The 15,169-nt window shown below is 60.1% G+C and carries 10 protein-coding genes; 7 read left to right on the top strand and 3 right to left on the bottom strand.

Annotated features, from left to right (window positions below; translation table 11 throughout):
- Positions 1-77 precede the first annotated feature (77 nt).
- Entirely contained in the window at positions 78-776 is a 699-nt protein-coding gene (locus J3D54_RS28150) for a DUF1266 domain-containing protein (RefSeq protein ID WP_253425602.1), read from the top strand.
- On the top strand, positions 773-3,451 hold the full coding sequence (locus tag J3D54_RS28145; RefSeq protein ID WP_253425600.1) for a DUF805 domain-containing protein: 2,679 nt from the start codon (positions 773-775) through the stop codon (positions 3,449-3,451). The genes J3D54_RS28150 and J3D54_RS28145 overlap by 4 nt, the downstream gene beginning before the upstream one ends.
- Here J3D54_RS28145 and J3D54_RS28140 read toward each other — a convergent pair.
- The 3 genes from J3D54_RS28140 to J3D54_RS28130 all read right to left on the bottom strand — a co-directional run bounded on the left by J3D54_RS28140 (position 3,448) and on the right by J3D54_RS28130 (position 9,491).
- Entirely contained in the window at positions 3,448-5,139 is a 1,692-nt protein-coding gene (locus J3D54_RS28140) for a molecular chaperone HscC (protein ID WP_253425598.1), read from the bottom strand. The two genes, J3D54_RS28145 and J3D54_RS28140, sit on opposite strands and share 4 nt — an antisense overlap.
- A 99-nt stretch (positions 5,140-5,238) precedes the next feature.
- Positions 5,239-8,517 (bottom strand): PAS domain S-box protein, encoded by a 3,279-nt coding sequence (locus J3D54_RS28135; RefSeq protein WP_253425596.1) that lies wholly within the window; start codon positions 8,515-8,517, stop codon positions 5,239-5,241.
- 83 nt (positions 8,518-8,600) lie between these two features.
- Positions 8,601-9,491, bottom strand: a complete 891-nt coding sequence (locus J3D54_RS28130) for a LysR family transcriptional regulator (RefSeq protein ID WP_253425594.1) — start codon at positions 9,489-9,491, stop codon at positions 8,601-8,603.
- Between the two features lie 158 nt (positions 9,492-9,649).
- Between J3D54_RS28130 and leuC the strand changes: the two genes are divergently transcribed.
- The 5 genes from leuC to asd all read left to right on the top strand — a co-directional run bounded on the left by leuC (position 9,650) and on the right by asd (position 14,991).
- Positions 9,650-11,068: a 3-isopropylmalate dehydratase large subunit gene (leuC, locus tag J3D54_RS28125; RefSeq protein WP_019582119.1), complete on the top strand. Its 1,419-nt coding sequence runs from the start codon at positions 9,650-9,652 to the stop codon at positions 11,066-11,068.
- Between the two features lie 11 nt (positions 11,069-11,079).
- On the top strand, positions 11,080-11,724 hold the full coding sequence (gene leuD, locus J3D54_RS28120; RefSeq protein WP_253425592.1) for a 3-isopropylmalate dehydratase small subunit: 645 nt from the start codon (positions 11,080-11,082) through the stop codon (positions 11,722-11,724).
- Positions 11,725-11,879: 155 nt separating this feature from the next.
- Positions 11,880-12,647 carry a class I SAM-dependent methyltransferase gene (locus J3D54_RS28115; protein WP_253425591.1) on the top strand — a complete coding sequence of 256 codons (768 nt, stop codon included), beginning with the start codon at positions 11,880-11,882 and terminating at the stop codon, positions 12,645-12,647.
- An 80-nt stretch (positions 12,648-12,727) separates the two neighbouring features.
- Positions 12,728-13,810 (top strand): 3-isopropylmalate dehydrogenase, encoded by a 1,083-nt coding sequence (gene leuB / locus J3D54_RS28110; protein ID WP_253425589.1) that lies wholly within the window; start codon positions 12,728-12,730, stop codon positions 13,808-13,810.
- A gap of 68 nt (positions 13,811-13,878) precedes the next feature.
- Positions 13,879-14,991, top strand: a complete 1,113-nt coding sequence (asd, locus tag J3D54_RS28105) for an aspartate-semialdehyde dehydrogenase (RefSeq protein ID WP_047531244.1) — start codon at positions 13,879-13,881, stop codon at positions 14,989-14,991.
- Positions 14,992-15,169 lie beyond the last annotated feature (178 nt).

Genomic DNA, 15,169 nt, shown 5'->3' with positions numbered 1-15,169 from the left:
CCTTATGGCGGCTTCTCTACAATCCGCGCCAGTTTTGCCGACCCCCATTCTGCCTGGTCGGCCCGGAGCTTTTTTTCATGGAAGAGATACAACAGCGTTGGCTGTGCGGTCTTTCTGCGCCGATGGTGGCCCTCAATCCTCGTGCCGAATACGACGAGCCTGCTTTCTACTCCGATCCGCAATTTATTGACCTGCAATGCAGCTGGGGCATCAATGACCGGCCGCAGCTGTTGAGCATGCTCGAAAGAATGACCGATAACGGCCACGCTACACACCTCGAAGAGGCGTATCGCTCATGGCAGCGCTGTTTACCCAGTGAGTGGCAGGCGTTGCTCGAGACGCTGGATACGCGTGAGCGCACCTTGCATGAGTTTGCCAGTCGTACCTATGGCGGCTGCGGGCCAGGTGGTATTCAGGCGTGGGATTTGGGGCGTATGGGCTTTCTTTTGCGTTGCGGAGTGCGCAACGAGTGGATCGATCTCTCCGAGAGCCTCTGGCTGCATAGTCGACTGGCGGTGAGGGCGCAATATCACTACGGCAGCTGGTTTTCTTACTTCAATGGGTTTCTGGCCGGCCGCGCATTCTGGGGATGTCTGAGCAGCAGTGACCAAACACTCGCTTGCGAACTGGACAGACAAGGGGAATGTTCGAGCAGTCTGCGCATCGCTCAAGGCCTGAACCGAAACATGCCTGCTTTCCTGGCCGACTTGCCCTGGCACATCGACCTCGATCCGCCGCCGCGCCCGGCGTCCCTGGGGGAGTTCGACTGGTCATGAGTTGCTGGATACGCTTGGGTATAGAACCCACCAAAGACCAGGCACTGATTCGAGATGCCTACCGCGCGCGTTTGCCGGAACATCACCCGGAGAGTGATCCCGAAGGCTTTCAGGCGTTGCGTGAGGCCTATGAAAGTGCCACCCGCTTTGCCCGTCATGAAGAGGTCGACGTCGAAGAGGAAGGCGCCGGTGTTCCCGAGATTCCGCAAACCTTGGTGGATTTTTACGCGTTGCTCGAAGATCCGGCTCGTCGCTTCCATCCGCAGGCTTGGCGAGCATTTGTCAAAGCGTTGGATCAGTTGCCTCTGGACACACTTGATGACCTCAGTTGGGGGTTGTTTCACCCATTGGCCAATGCCGGGCCGTTGTCTTACCGTTGCGCGAATCTGCTGGCGCAACGAATGGGGTGGGAGCATCAACTGCTGGATCTGCAGTTCGAGCAGGCGAATAAAGTCGAAGAGTTCCTGCAACGCATCAAGAAGCCGGACCCGTTCGACACGACACTGATGAGCGGCTGGTCCGAGCCTGTGCAGACGGAAACCCTGTGGTATGCCCGCAGCCTCGACTACCTCTTCGAGCATCGTCCGCTCCATGAATTCGAAGACTTCGCCAGCCATCACACCTGTTTGCCGCTGCCGGCGGACGAAGCATTCATCAAGCGCTTACTGGTGCAGTTCACTCAAGCCGGTATCGGTGGTGCAGGTCTGCTGCAACTGTGCGTTGAACGACAGGAGCAAGCACCAGATGACGGCGATTGGCTTTATCTGTTGGCTTGCCAAAACAGTTTATTGGGCCGAGAGGATCAAGCGCTGCCTTGCTGGATCCGGCTCTGGCTGGAGTATCGTCATCCGAAGGCCGAAAGCTGCTTACTGGAGCTTTGTGCCAAACGTCAGCCAGGCTTTCTCGCACTGCTGATCCAGGCATTCGACCGTTTGGAAAATTTCCGTGACTGGGCCCATGACCTTGATGATGTCACTCAAGAATATGGCAGCCCTTCACAGCGTCCCGAAACGCTGGCTCGCTGGCTTGGGGTCGGGCAACTCGATCTGCAAGGTTTGGCAGGCGCATTTGTCGATTGGCGAATGACGGGGGATGAACTGCCTCTGCTGGCATTGCTGCTAGGGGAGCATGCGGATTCCCGCTTGCAGCGTCTATACCGGCATGCATGGGCCTTGCATCGTGGGGATGTGGGGTTATTGCAACAAATACTGGACGAGCCGCATCCGTTCGATGCCCTTGAGGGGCTGGTGTTGACCGGGTTCAAGTATCAGGCAGAGCAGCAACTCTGCTGGTTGAATCAGGCGCCGATTCCGTTGGCAATGAAGGCCTTTCTCAATAGTCATTCAAGTGAGCCGCAACTGGCGGAGGAACTGACAAAAGGCGAGCCGCACAAGATTTGCCGCCAGTGGCTGGGCAGGCTGCGGGGCTACGATCAGTCTGCCCTGGTGCGGATCGATCAGGCATTTGATTTGCTGGACGCAGAAGCGGACGTGAACTTGCGCAGCTTGAGTCTGCTGGTCCAGTTGGGACAGCGAGGCGCAGCCCTGCCGGTCATTGCGCAAGGCGAGGCTGTGTGGCAATGGCACGCTCAAACTGTATTCCTGTTGGCGTTGCTCGAACAGCCGGAACGTTGGCTGACGTTGATCGATACCCAATGTCTGGAGCGACTGGAGCTCAACCCGGCTCACCCCCTGAGTCGGCTTCAGCCGTTATTGCGGCGCCTGCAGCGCGAGCAAGGTAATTGCGCGGGTTTGCTGGGGTGGCTGCAAGGTACTGACCCGGTTCATGGCCTGCTCGTGCAGCAGCTGTTCAATGTGCAACAGGCCCTCGACAGCGCAGCACTGCCCGCTAATGCGCAGCTCTATACCTGCATTGAAAGTGATCCTGATGCATGCGGCGAGGATTTGCTGGGGCTGATGCTGCTCTGGGGGGTGCTGTATCACGATCCGAGCCTTGACGCCGAGCAGCATCGCGCACTGTTGCAATCCATCGCCGCTATCAGTTGTGAAGATGACTGGTTTGAAGCGTTTCGTGATGGTTTGATCAAAGGAGAGCCTGTTTGGCCACCGCGCAAAGTGCTGACGGATTTCGACGTCGACAAGCTGCTGGTCTATGAAGTCCTCGATACGCTGAAAAGCCTGATTCGTTATGGCGCGGCAGGAGTGCCCAGGACCAAGGTGCTGCAACAGTTGCAGCGTGGCAAGGATGACGCCGCGAACAGTGTGGGCCTGCGTCTGGCATTGACTGCCTTGCTGTCCTGGAGTGAGCGTCTGCTCCTGGCCAAAAGCGACACGCGCCCGGTGCCGTCCACTGCGGTCTGGCGCTTGGGCTCTCGATTGGGGCGCAAGGCGTTTATCGGGCAGGTGCTGGGAGGTGTGCTGATCACCCCGATCATGGTGCTGCTCAATGGCACCGCTGTCTTGGGGGTTGTCATGCTGCTGGGCATCGCATTGTTGCTCAGTGCGATTCTGCGTCGGCTGCATGACATGGGGCGGGGGATTCCCACGCTGCTGATCTTTGCCTGTCTGACGCCGGTATTGCCGTTCCTGCCTCTGGTGCTGTTCGGCTATCCCGGTGACAAGCTGCCTAACCGCTATGGTGTGCCGCCGGACAGCGCCGGTGAGGACACGCTGCCCGGTGGCTTGCAGGCGACTCTGCGGTGGCTTAATGGCTAAAGGCGCAGCTGATCCAGTGCTTTATTGAGTTGTGACCGATGGCTGGCAATCTCCACCGATTGCTGGCCACCGAGCACGGCGGTAAAGGTATCCAGCCAATCGGCAATTTGTTCGCGTTCATCGCCCAGGCTTTGCGCCCATGCACGCTCCAGTCGTGCCAGCAGGGTGCGATTAGGCAGCGCATCCCGTGGATGGATTTTCAGGGTGCTGAGCCGTTCATGGCTGTTTTGCCGTGATTGCGGGTCGAGCCCGGTGGGGCTGCGATCGATGCTGTGGCTGTGGCGTTCGCCGCTGGCCAGCAGGGTCACGTCGACTTCAAGCAAACCATTGATGTCGTAGCTGAAGCGCACATCCAGGGCTTGCGTCTGGTCGCTGGGTGTCACCGCGACGTCGAAGGCATCGATGAAAATATTGTCCCGCACCCACGGCCGCTCACCCTGATAGACCTCGATACGGATGTGGTCTTGCTGCGGATGGGTGGTGTAGAAGCGTTGCACCCGAGAAGTCGGGATCACGGTGTTGCGTTCGATGATCGGCGAGAAGGCGCCGCTGACGTCCTCACCGCGACGGGTCGAAATGCCCAGCGTGTAAGGGCAGACGTCAGTGAGAATCAGCTCCTCGATGGCGCTGTCTCGGGCCTTGCATGCTGCCTGGGTAGCGGCGCCCAGTGCGACAATCGTGTCCGGGTCGAGGTGGCGATAGGGCAGGCGCCCGAACAGCGTGGCGACCATCTGCTGCACGGCTGGCATTCGCGTGGCGCCGCCGACCAGCACCAGGTTGTCGAGGTCCCGAGGCTTGAGCCGTGCATCGCGCAGGGCTTGTTCGATGGGGGCGCGCAACCGGGCCAGCAGCGGTTCCCAGATCTTCAGCGCGGCGGCTTCATCCAGCGACCACTCACGCAAGGCGCCGGCACCGTTCCAGCTCAGGTGCTGGGTGCCTTCACCGAGTTTGCATTTGAGTTGCTCCAGAGCATCGCCCAGGCTGGCCAACCCTTGGCTATCGATCTGTTGTGGGGTGAGTTGCCAGTCGTTCAGGCAGGCCTGCAACAACGCGGCGGTGAAGTCTTCACCGCCGAGGAAGTTGTCGCCGGTGGAGGCATGCACTTCGATCAGCGGCAGTGCGTATTCCAGTACCGTGACATCGAAGGTGCCGCCGCCCAGGTCGAAAATCAGCGTGCGCTCGAACTTCTGCTCGTGCAGCCCGTACGCCATGGCAGCGGCGGTCGGTTCGTTGATCAGCCGCGACACCGTCAGACCTGCCAGTTCGGCGGCAAACAGCGTGCGTTTGCGTTGCTCGTCACTGAAATAGGCCGGCACCGAAATCACCGCCTCATACACCGGTCGGCCTAGCCAGGCTTCAGCATCCTGCTTGAGCGAGCCGATCACCAGCGCTGACAATTCTTCGGGGCTGAATTGCCGTCCGCCCAGTTCGAACTGTTTGTCGCTGCCCATAAAACGCTTGAACGCCGCCACCGTACGTTCTGGATGGGTGGTCAGGCGGGCGCGAGCGGCCTTGCCCACCAGAATGCTGTCGTCCTCATCGAGGCTGACCACTGAAGGGGTGAGGACATCGCCAAGGGCGTTCGGAATCAACTGCGCCTGACCTTCCTGCCAAACGGCGATCAGGCTATTGGTGGTCCCAAGGTCGATGCCCAGCAAGGCCGGACGGGAGAGGGTTGCATCCTGCATGGTTGATCTCTTTGAGGCAGTACAAAAAAAGCGCGCCCCTACAGGTTGCAAGAAAAACTGGCAATTGGAGCACCTGTTACGGAACGTCTCCCATGCGGACTATTTGAGGAGTTTCTGAAACTCCTCCACCAGCAACGGCCGGCTGTGCAAATACCCCTGATACAAATGGCAGCCCAGCCCCTGCAAGAACTCCAGCTGCTCCAGGGTCTCCACCCCTTCGGCAATCACTTCCAGCTCCAGGCTGCGAGCCATGGCAACGATGGCGCGAATGATTTCCGCATCGTTGGGGTCGGTGGTGGCGTCGCGGATGAACGACTGGTCGATTTTCAGGGTGTCGACCGGCAGGCGCTTGAGGTAGGTCAGCGAGGAGTAACCGGTACCGAAATCGTCCATGGCAAAGCTCACGCCGAGTTTTTTCAGGCGACGCATTTTGCTGATGGTGTCATCCAGGTTCTGGATGACGATGCCTTCGGTAATTTCCAGTTTCAGCAATGAGAAGGGCAGGCCGTAGCTGTCGAGGCTGTGCTCGATGCGTTCGACGAAATCGTTCTGGCGGAATTGCCGCGGGCTGATGTTCACGCACAGGCTGAAATTGAGCGGGTCGATCAGGCCTTTGGTGATCAGGCGCTTGAAGGCCGCGCAGGCTTCGTCGAGGATCCACGTGCCGACTTCCAGAATCAGCCCACTGTCTTCCAGCACCTTGATGAACTCGGTCGGTGATTGCGCGCCCAGTTGCGGATGCTGCCAGCGCACCAGGGCTTCGGCGCCGGTAATGCGGTTGTTGCGGGCGTCCACCTGAGGTTGGTATTGCACGCTGAATTCACGCCGGGAAAGGGCCAGGCGCAGGTCGGTTTCCATGCGCAGGCGTTCGCTGGCGGCCTTCTGCATCGTATTGTGATACATCTGCGTGGTATTGCGGCCTGAGTCCTTGGCGCGATAGAGGGCGATATCGGCGCGTTTGAGCAGGTCGGTCGGGGTCGAGCCGTGGTCGGGGATCAGCGCGATGCCGATGCTCGGCGTCACTTGCAGGCGCTGTCCGTCGAGGAACATCGGTTCGGACAGCAGTTCGCGCAAGGTGTCCGCCAGCTCCCGGACTTGAGCGCTGACATCGCTGCGAGAGCCTTCCAGGCCGCTGAGCAGCACCACGAATTCATCGCCGCCCAGGCGTGCGACGGTGTCTTCCATGCGTACGCTGGCTTCAAGGCGCGCGGTGATGATTTTCAGTACCGTATCGCCCACCGGATGGCCGAGGGAGTCGTTGATGTGCTTGAAGTGGTCGAGGTCGAGAAACATCAGGGCGCCTCGCAGGTTGTGACGCTTGAGCAGGGCAATCTGCTGGCTCAGACGATCCATCAACAGCGCGCGGTTGGGCAGGTTGGTCAATGGGTCGTGGTAGGCCAGGTGACGGATCTGCGCTTCGGCATTTTTCAGCAGGCTGACGTCCCGGGCAGTCAGCAGCAGGCAGGCGGTTTCGTTGAGGGTGATCGGTTCCACCGAGACTTCGACGGTCAGCAACTCGCCGCGTTTGTTGCGCCCGAGCATTTCCAGGTGGTGAACCCGGCCCTTGATCTGTAGTTCCGCCAGCAGCGCCGAGCGTTGTTTCTCTTCAGCCCAAATGCCGACCTGATACACCGTGCGGCCGACCACTTCATCAGCACGGTAGCCGGTCAGGCGGCAGAAGCCGTCATTAACTTCCAGATAGCGTCCGGTGTCGCGCTCGGTAATGGTGATGGCGTCGGGGCTTGAGTGGAAGGCCTTGGCGAACTTCTCCTCGCTGGCCTTGAGCGCCGCTTCCGAGCGTTGCTGTTGGGTGATATCGCGCAGGGTAGTGACGATGCACGGCTGGTCGCCGACGCTGATCTGGCGGCTGGAGATCACGCAGGTCAGGGACTGCCCGTCCTTGTGCTGAACGACGATCGCCACATTGTTCAGGCCCTGTTCGCGGATGACTCGCTCAATCCTTTGCAGGCTTTTCGCCGAAGCGTCCCACAGGCCGATTTCGTCGGCGCTGCGGCCGATGACGTCGGCGGCGCTCCAGCCGAACGTCTGGGTGAAACTGGAGTTGATCTCGATGAAATGGCCGGTGTCCTGACGCGTGACGCAGATCGGGTCCGGGCTGACCTGGAACAACGTGGCGAATTTCTCTTCCGACGCTATCAGTTGCTGTTCGCGCTCCACTTGATCGGTGATGTCCAGCAATGTGCCGGCCATGCGCAGCGGGTTGCCGTTGTCATCGCGGTAGAGTCTGGCGCGGCTTTCCAGGTAGCGCGAACTGCCGTCCGACAGTTGCACACGGTACGTCAGCTGATAATTGCCGGCCGGGCCTTCGCGCAAACTGCGGTAGGCGTCGCGCATGGAGTCGCGTTCTTCACCGGGCACGCCTTCGAAAAACGCATCGAAGGATTCATGGAAGGGTTTGGGCTCCAGCCCGTGCAACTGGGCGGCCCGCGCCGAACCGTAAAGCATGCCGCTGGGAATGTGCCAGTCCCAGGTGCCGAGTTGCGCCGAATCCAGGGCCAGGTCGAGGCGTTCCTGGCTGTCTTTGAGGGCATGCTCGGCGATTTTGCGTTCGGTGGTGTCAAGGAACGTGCTCAGCAGGTAAGGCTGGCCTTCGAGTTCGACCTTTTGTGCGCTGAGAATGCCGTCGTGAACCTGCCCGTTGCTGGCGCGAAATTGCACCTCCATGTTGATCAGCTCACCTTTGGCCTTGGTGGCCTTGACCAGTTCCGCCCGTTGCTCCGGGTTGACCCAAAGGCCCAGTTCCAGCGTGGTTCTGCCGATAGCGTCTTGCACCGGCCAGCCGAACAGGCTTTCGAAATATTGGTTGGCTTCGCTGATCAGGCCGTCTTCCTGACGAGTCAGCAGCACCATGTTCGGGCACAGATGAAACAGCGTGGCGAAACGTTTTTCCGAGCTGGTCAGCGCTTGTTCACGCTGACGCTGATGGGTGATTTCACGGATGACCCCGATCATTCGTGGCCGGCCGTTTTTGTCCGGCAGCAGGCTGCCGTTGATTTCCAGCCAATGCAGGCTGCCGTCAGGCCAACGGATGCGGTGGTGCATGGCCTGCTCCAGCGGAGCGCCGGCGATCACTGCATTGAAGGCGCGGATGGCTTTGGCCCGATCCTCCTGGGGCAATAGGTCGAGGTATTCCAGGTCTTCGGGCAACGGTTGTCGGGGATCGAAGCCGAACAGCGCCTGAGTGCCCCGTGACCAGCTGATCTGCCCGCGCTCGATGTCCCAATACCAGGCGCCCAGCCGGGCACCATTGAGGGCCGCGAGCAACTGTGGGGCGCTTTCCCAGCTCTGCTCGGACCGTTTTGGGTCAATTGCCTGAATTCGCGGCATTGGCGGCATACGTTCAACAGATTTGGGCATGGATAACAGGCCTTGGGCTGAATTGGGCGTTAGGCACAGGGTTTTGGGGCTCTATAGGCGTAGCACAAAAGAAGAAGCACAGCTTAGCCGCGAGTCCCTGGCTGATCGATTTGTGCATCCAGCAAAGCCATGAAGGCCTTTGCCGCGTTCGACAGCGTCCGTTCGGTGTGCAGGATATAGCCTAGCTGGCGAGTGAGCTGTATGCCCGGCAAAGGTATGCGCGCCACTTGATCATCGAGCATGGTGCGCGGCAAAACGCTCCAGGCCAGGCCGATCGAGACCATCATCTTGATGGTTTCCAGATAATTCGTGCTCATGGCGATATTCGGCGTCAGGCCCTGGGCCTCGAACAGGCGCTGCACGATGTGGTGGGTAAAGGTGTTGCCACCGGGGAAAACCGCAGGGTGCAGGGCAATATCCGTCAGGCTGACCGCGCCGTTGCTGATCAGTGGATGCTCCGGCGCGGCCACGAAATCCAGTGGGTCGTCCCATACGGGCGTGGCCTTGACCAAGGCGTGAGGTTCCGGCGCAAGGGTGATGACCGCCAGTTCGGCGCGGCCATGGAGGATTTCTTCGTAAGCCACTTCCGAATCGAGGAACTGAATGTCCAGTGCCACCTGCGGGTAACGTCGGGTGAACTCCCTTAATAAGGGCGGTAAACGGTGCAAGCCGATGTGATGGCTGGTGGCCAATGTCAGACGGCCGGTTACTTCACCGGTCAGGTTGGTCAGGGCGCGGCGGGTGTCATCCAGTACATTGAGGATCTGATAAGCCCGTGGCAACAGGGCGCGGCCGGCTTCGGTCAGGCCAATTTCCCGGCCCAGTCGATCGAACAGTCGCACCTTCAATTGCTGCTCCAGCCCGGCGATGCGCTTGCTGATGGCCGGTTGCGTCAGGTGCAGCCGTTCGCCGGCACCGGAGAAGCTTCCGGTCTCGGCAATCGCGATAAAAGCATTGAGGTTGGCGAGGTCCATGGTGAGGTCTCAGTGGCATTCCAGTTGGTTATGCAAAGCATAAAAAATATGAATTTGAGTTATTTAATGTAACCCCCTAGGATCGACCTCACAAGCCAAAGGGTTATTGAAACGTTCAAGATCCGGGGCATAGAAACAAGCTGATGAGGAACCGTCTGATGGCCGGCAAAACGCTCTACGACAAGCTCTGGGATTCGCATTTGGTCAAACAGCGCGACGATGGCTCGGCGCTGATCTATATCGATCGTCACATCATCCACGAAGTGACCTCGCCGCAAGCCTTCGAAGGCCTGCGACTGGCCGGGCGCAAGCCTTGGCGCATCGATGCCAACATCGCGACCCCGGACCACAACGTTCCGACCACCCCGGAGCGCAAGGGCGGCATCGAAGCGATTGTCGACCAGGTCTCGCGTTTGCAGGTTCAGACCCTCGACGATAACTGTGACGAATACGGCATCGTCGAATTCAAGATGAATGACGTCCGCCAAGGCATCGTCCACGTCATCGGCCCGGAGCAGGGCGCGACCTTGCCGGGCATGACCGTAGTCTGCGGCGACTCCCACACCTCGACCCACGGCGCATTTGGTGCCCTGGCTCACGGCATCGGCACTTCCGAGGTCGAGCACGTGCTCGCCACTCAGTGTCTGGTCGCCAAGAAAATGAAGAACATGCTGGTGTCGGTCGAGGGCAAATTGCCGTTCGGCGTGACCGCCAAGGACATCGTCCTCGCCGTGATCGGCAAGATCGGCACTGCTGGCGGTAACGGCCACGCCATCGAATTCGCCGGTAGTGCGATTCGCGACTTGTCCGTTGAAGGCCGCATGACCATCTGCAACATGTCCATCGAAGCCGGCGCCCGCGTTGGCCTGGTGGCCGCCGACGAAAAAACCGTGGCTTACGTCAAGGGCCGTCCGTTTGCTCCGAAAGGCGCGGAATGGGATTTGGCCGTCGAAGCCTGGAAAGACCTGGTTTCCGACGCCGACGCGAAGTTCGACACCATCGTCGAGCTCGATGCCTCTCAGATCAAGCCACAAGTCAGCTGGGGCACCTCGCCTGAGATGGTGCTGGCCGTGGATCAGAATGTGCCGGATCCGGCCAAGGAAATGGACCTGGTCAAGCGCGACTCCATCGAGCGCGCCTTGAAGTACATGGGGTTGACCGCCAATCAGGCGATCACCGACATTCAGTTGGACCGTGTATTCATCGGCTCCTGCACCAACTCGCGGATCGAAGACCTGCGCGCCGCCGCCGTGATCGCCAAGGGTCGCAAAGTGGCTTCGACCATCAAGCAGGCCATCGTGGTGCCGGGTTCAGGGCTGGTGAAGGCTCAGGCCGAATCCGAAGGCCTGGACAAGATCTTTATCGAGGCCGGTTTTGAATGGCGTGAGCCAGGCTGCTCGATGTGCCTGGCGATGAACCCGGACCGTTTGGAGTCGGGCGAGCATTGCGCGTCGACCTCCAACCGTAACTTCGAAGGCCGTCAGGGCGCCGGTGGCCGTACGCACCTCGTCAGCCCGGCCATGGCCGCCGCCGCCGCTGTGAACGGTCGTTTCGTCGACGTCCGTGAATTGATCTAAAGGAGCGCAGCATGAAAGCTTTTACCCAGCACACTGGTCTTGTCGCGCCTTTGGATCGTGCCAACGTCGACACCGACCAGATCATTCCGAAGCAGTTCTTGAAGTCGATCAAACGCACCGGTTTCGGTCCGAACCTGTTCGATGAGTGGCGTTACCTGGATGTCGGGCAGCCGTATCAGGACAACTCCAAGCGCCCGTTGAACAAGGACTTCGTCCTCAACGCCGAGCGTTATCAAGGTGCGAGCGTATTGCTGGCCCGTGAGAACTTCGGTTGCGGCTCCAGCCGCGAGCACGCGCCTTGGGCACTGGAAGAGTACGGTTTCCGCAGCATCATCGCGCCGAGCTATGCCGACATCTTCTTCAACAACAGCTTCAAGAACGGCTTGCTGCCGATCATCCTGAGCGACGCTGAAGTCGATGAGTTGTTCAAGCAGGTTGAAGCGAACCCGGGCTACCAGTTGCAGATCGATCTGCAGGCCCAGACCGTGACCCGTCCGGACGGCAAAGTGCTGAGCTTCGAGATCGATGCCTTCCGCAAACACTGCCTGCTCAATGGCCTGGACGATATCGGCCTGACTTTGCAGGATCACGAGGCGATTGCCGCCTTTGAAGCCAAGCACCGCGCAAGCCAGCCTTGGTTGTTTCGCGACGCCTGAGATTGATCTGGAATTGATGTAATCAGGGCCGGCCTCTTCGCGGGCAAGCCCGCTCCCACAGTGATTTGCGCCGTTCACAAAACCTGTGGGAGCGGGCTTGCCCGCGATGACGGCAGCCCAGACAACACAAGGCTAAACCCCAAAAAGGAAGTCCCATGACCAGTACCGCCCAGCACAGCCAAGTAGTACAAAAACAATTCGGTGAACAGGCCTCGGCCTATCTGAGCAGCGCCGTACACGCTCAAGGCGCCGAATTCGCACTGCTACAGGCTGAACTGGCGGGGCAGGGCGATGCCCGTGTGCTGGACTTGGGCTGCGGCGCCGGTCATGTGAGTTTTCACGTGGCCTCGCTGGTCAAGGAAGTCGTCGCTTACGACTTGTCCCAGCAGATGCTCGATGTGGTCGCCGCCGCCGCTGTCGACCGGGGTTTGAACAATGTGACCACGGTCAACGGCGCCGCCGAGCGTCTGCCGTTCGCCGAGGGTGAGTTCGATTTCGTCTTCAGCCGCTATTCGGCGCACCATTGGAGCGACCTCGGTGTGGCCCTGCGCGAAGTTCGTCGGGTGCTGAAGCCGGGCGGGGTGGCGGCGTTCATCGATGTGTTGTCGCCGGGCAGTCCGTTGTTCGACACTTACCTGCAAAGCGTCGAAGTGCTGCGCGACACCAGCCACGTGCGCGATTATTCTGCGGGCGAGTGGTTGCGTCAGGTCAGCGAAGCGGGGTTGCATACCCGCAGCACCACGCGCCAACGGTTGCGCCTGGAGTACACCTCCTGGGTCGAGCGCATGCGCACGCCGCAGGTGATGCGCGCCGCGATCCTCGAATTGCAGCAATCGATGGGCCACGAAGTGCGCGAATATTTTGAGATTGAGGCCGATGGTTCGTTCAGTACCGATGTGCTGGTGCTGATGGCTGAACGATAAGCTCTAAATTGAGAGCCGCTGAGCGATAGAATTTTTCCGGGCGCACTCGCGAGTGCGCCGACTGATGACATGAGGAAAGCATGAGCAAGCAGATTCTGATTCTCCCAGGCGACGGTATTGGCCCGGAAATCATGGCCGAAGCGGTCAAGGTACTGGAACTGGCGAATGACAAGTACAGCCTGGGCTTCGAGCTGAGCCATGACGTGATCGGTGGCGCCGCCATCGACAAGCACGGCGTGCCGCTGGCCGACGAAACCCTGGCCCGTGCACGCGCAGCCGATGCTGTGCTGCTGGGCGCGGTGGGCGGTCCGAAATGGGACACCATCGAGCGTGACATCCGCCCTGAGCGCGGCCTGTTGAAGATCCGTGCGCAACTGGGCCTGTTCGGCAACCTGCGTCCGGCGATCCTGTACCCGCAACTGGCCGAGGCCTCCAGCCTGAAGGCAGAAATCGTTGCCGGGCTGGACATCCTGATCGTCCGTGAATTGACCGGCGGCATCTACTTCGGCGCGCCACGTGGTGTGCGTGAACTGGAGAATGGCGAGCGTCAGGCCTACGACACGCTGCCGTACAGCGAAACCGAAATCCGCCGTATCGCCCGTGTCGGTTTCGACATGGCCCGCGTGCGTGGCAAGAAACTGTGCTCGGTAGACAAAGCCAACGTATTGGCCTCCAGCCAACTGTGGCGTGAAATCGTCGAGCAAGTGGCCAAGGACTACCCGGATGTTGAACTGAGCCACATGTATGTCGATAACGCCGCCATGCAACTGGTGCGTGCACCGAAGCAGTTCGACGTGATCGTCACCGACAACCTGTTCGGCGACATTCTTTCCGACGAAGCGTCGATGCTCACCGGTTCCATCGGCATGCTGCCGTCGGCGTCGCTGGATGCCAACAACAAAGGCATGTACGAGCCGTGCCACGGTTCGGCGCCGGACATCGCTGGCAAGGGCATTGCCAACCCGTTGGCGACCGTTTTGTCGGTGTCGATGATGCTGCGTTACAGCTTCAATCTGCAGGATGCGGCCGATGCCATCGAGAAGGCCGTGAGCCTGGTTTTGGATCAAGGCCTGCGCACGGGCGACATCTGGTCGGCCGGTTGCACCAAGGTCGGCACGCAGGAAATGGGCGACGCAGTAGTCGCCGCGCTGCGGAATCTGTAATCTCTCTGGCCCGCTGCAATTTTCAACCTTGAAAGCAGCGGCCCACTTTTCAAGAAGGTGTAGTTGCGATGAAACGTGTAGGTCTGATCGGTTGGCGCGGCATGGTCGGTTCCGTGCTCATGCAGCGGATGCTGGAAGAGCAGGATTTCGATCTTATCGAGCCGGTGTTTTTCACCACTTCCAATGTCGGTGGCCAAGGCCCGTCCGTGGGCAAAGACATTGCTCCGCTCAAGGACGCTTACAGCATTGAAGAGCTGAAGACCCTCGACGTGATTCTGACCTGCCAGGGTGGCGACTACACCAGCGAAGTGTTCCCGAAGCTGCGAGAAGCCGGCTGGCAGGGTTACTGGATCGACGCCGCTTCCAGCCTGCGCATGCAGGATGACGCGGTGATCGTGCTGGACCCGGTGAACCGCAAGGTCATCGACCAGCAGCTCGACGCGGGCACCAAGAACTACATCGGCGGCAACTGCACCGTCAGCCTGATGCTGATGGGCCTGGGTGGTCTGTTCGAAGCCGGTCTGGTGGAGTGGATGAGCGCCATGACCTATCAGGCGGCCTCCGGTGCCGGCGCGCAGAACATGCGTGAACTGATCAAGCAAATGGGCGCGACCCACGCCGCTGTCGCCGATCAACTGGCCGATCCGGCCAGCGCCATTCTCGACATCGACCGCCGTGTCGCCGAAGCCATGCGCAGCGACGCGTACCCGACCGAAAACTTCGGCGTACCGCTAGCTGGCAGCCTGATCCCGTGGATCGACAAGGAACTGCCGAACGGTCAGAGCCGCGAAGAGTGGAAGGCCCAGGCCGAGACCAACAAGATTCTCGGTCGCTTCAAGAGCCCGATTCCGGTGGATGGCATCTGCGTGCGCATCGGCGCCATGCGCTGCCACAGCCAGGCGCTGACCATCAAGCTGAACAAAGACGTGCCGATCGCCGACATCGAAGGGCTGATCAGCCAGCACAACCCTTGGGTCAAGCTGGTGCCGAATAACCGTGAGATCAGCATGCAGGAGCTGAGCCCGACGAAAGTCACCGGTACCCTGAACGTGCCGGTCGGCCGTCTGCGCAAGCTGAACATGGGTTCGCAATTCGTCGGTGCCTTCACCGTCGGCGACCAACTGCTGTGGGGCGCGGCCGAGCCGCTGCGTCGCATGCTGCGGATCCTGCTTGAGCGTTGATCGATTGATGCAATGAAAGAACCCGTGCCTTGAAAGAGGTGCGGGTTTTTTTTACCCGACAGCCTGGGGTTTATCGGGTGCCTGTCAGGCCGTCATCGCGGGCAAGCCCGCTCCCACAAAGTTGCGGTCGTATGCAAAATAGGGGAGCAACACAAATCCTGTGGGAGCGGGCTTGCCC

Source organism: Pseudomonas sp. GGS8, assembly GCF_024168645.1.
Lineage (GTDB): Bacteria > Pseudomonadota > Gammaproteobacteria > Pseudomonadales > Pseudomonadaceae > Aquipseudomonas.
This window is presented reverse-complemented; position numbering and strand designations above follow the sequence as displayed.